This is a genomic window from Microcystis sp. M53598_WE2 (assembly GCF_030067735.1).
GTDB classification, from domain to species: Bacteria; Cyanobacteriota; Cyanobacteriia; order Cyanobacteriales; family Microcystaceae; genus Microcystis; species Microcystis aeruginosa.
In genome coordinates this window covers 1-1,796 of record NZ_JASJFE010000297.1, presented here as the reverse complement: position 1 = coordinate 1,796, position 1,796 = coordinate 1, and the positions used below count along the sequence as shown (strand labels likewise).

General features: G+C 38.1%; 3 protein-coding genes. All 3 read right to left on the bottom strand.

Annotation, left to right across the window (positions count from 1 at the left end; genetic code table 11):
* Positions 1 to 602: NAD(P)-dependent oxidoreductase (locus PX636_RS06420; RefSeq protein ID WP_288116537.1), on the bottom strand; the 602-nt coding region annotated here is incomplete at its 3' end.
* Between the two features lie 26 nt (positions 603 to 628).
* On the bottom strand, positions 629 to 1,288 hold the full coding sequence (locus PX636_RS06415; protein ID WP_288116536.1) for a class I SAM-dependent methyltransferase: 660 nt from the start codon (positions 1,286 to 1,288) through the stop codon (positions 629 to 631).
* Positions 1,289 to 1,301: 13 nt separating this feature from the next.
* Positions 1,302 to 1,796: DUF6671 family protein (locus PX636_RS06410; protein ID WP_353853457.1), on the bottom strand; the 495-nt coding region annotated here is incomplete at its 5' end.

The following is a 1,796-nucleotide window of genomic DNA, read 5'->3' as shown; positions in this document are numbered from 1 at the left end:
GTCATGAACTTTTCTAGATCTACTCCTTGCTGGGATAAAAAAGCTAAACTCAAAGCAAAAGCACTGGTTAGAGAGGCAATTAATTGATTTAAAGCTAATTTTAATGCCGCAGCGGTTCCCACTTCCCCGATTAACATCGGTTCTTGGCCAAAATTTGCTAATAAATTTGACCATTGATGGAACTGTTTCTCCGTTGCTCCCACCATAACTAAGAGAGTCCCCTTTTTAGCTTCGGGAATACTTCCTAACACGGGTGCTTCTAGATATTCTCCCCCTTTAGCCACAATTTGATCTCGCAGTTGTTTACTTTCAGAAGGAGCAATAGTTCCCATCTGGATAATAGTCCGATTATTGAAGTTAGATTGCTCAGAATTTAATCCTAAAACCTCTTGGATAGCGGCGGCATTAGTTAACATTAAAATCAGACAATCTGCCTCTTGAATGACGTGTTCAGGAGAGTTAACTGTTTTGGCTCCCAACTGCTGTAAAGGTGCTAATTTTTCTAAGGTGCGATTATAGGCAATAACAGAAATTTTCTGATTTAATAATCTTTCTACCATTGGCGTTCCCATTAATCCTGTTCCCAAAAATCCAACTTTCATAACTCAATTTTTCCCTGATTTAGTGATTAGTTTTTACTTGTTTTTATGGCTGTCCAATGACGATTAGAAGACTGATAAATTTTAACATTTTCTAAGCCCGATTGCTGGATTAAATCTGCGATTTCTGCTAGGGTAAAAGCCGCTCGCAGCGAGTCTTGAAATAATTGCGCTTGTCGGGGAGAAAAATTAGGATCGATTTCCCTCACCATCCCCTTGATTATTTCCTCGGAATCGGGACGGAATAAATCTCTTAAAAAAATGCCACCATTGGGTTTTAAAACTCGCTTAATTTCCCGTAAAAAAGGCAGAGGATTTTCGAGATGATGGATTAAACTATTAGAAATAACTAAATCAAATTGCTCGGATTGGTAGGGAAGATTTTTTCCATCAACTTTCTCCAATTTTATCTGTTCTTGACAGTTAGCATTAAGGATATTTTTTTGACCAATTTCTAACATAGAATCGGCCAGATCAATAGCGATAATTTGCCATTGGGGACGTAGTTGACTGATCATAATCGGAATGCGTGCAGTACCGGTTCCTACATCTAACACCCTAGCATTAATACCGGCCAATTGTACAGCTTCTTTAGCGAAATTAGTATTAACTTCTGTGAAGTCCATGGCATCATATTCGATCGCTTCTTCCCGATCATCCATTACTTCTGGTTCTAAAATTCTTTCCATAGAAAAGCTATCTTTAAGGATTACAATATTCACAATACATCGGATCGGCGGTTTTTTGACCGTTGGGAAAGAGTTTTTCCTCTCGATAATCACACCTTTGACAACCGTATAGTTCCAGTTTAATTAAAGAGGTGGGAAAGTGACATAAACCACAGGGTAAACCCGATGTTATTTCGATAATATCAAACCCCGGACAACCACAATTAGGGCATAATTGATTAAGTTTTTGAACAAGATTTGCTGTCGCAGCAACAATTGCTTTCATCCTCGTGGGATTGTGCATAGCGCGCATATCGGTTTCTAGGTGTACTTTGCCGTTTTTGTCAAGAATATCTTCAACAATTTTAACTAAATTTTTCTGGTCAGTAATTCCCTTAAAAATATGCTCAGAGTCGAGAGAATTTTTATCAAACATCACCACTAAACCATGACTAGGAAACCCTATTTTTTCGGCAAATTCTAAAGCAGCTGCTAGATTAGTTACAGTTTGTTGAGCGTGATTAGTTTC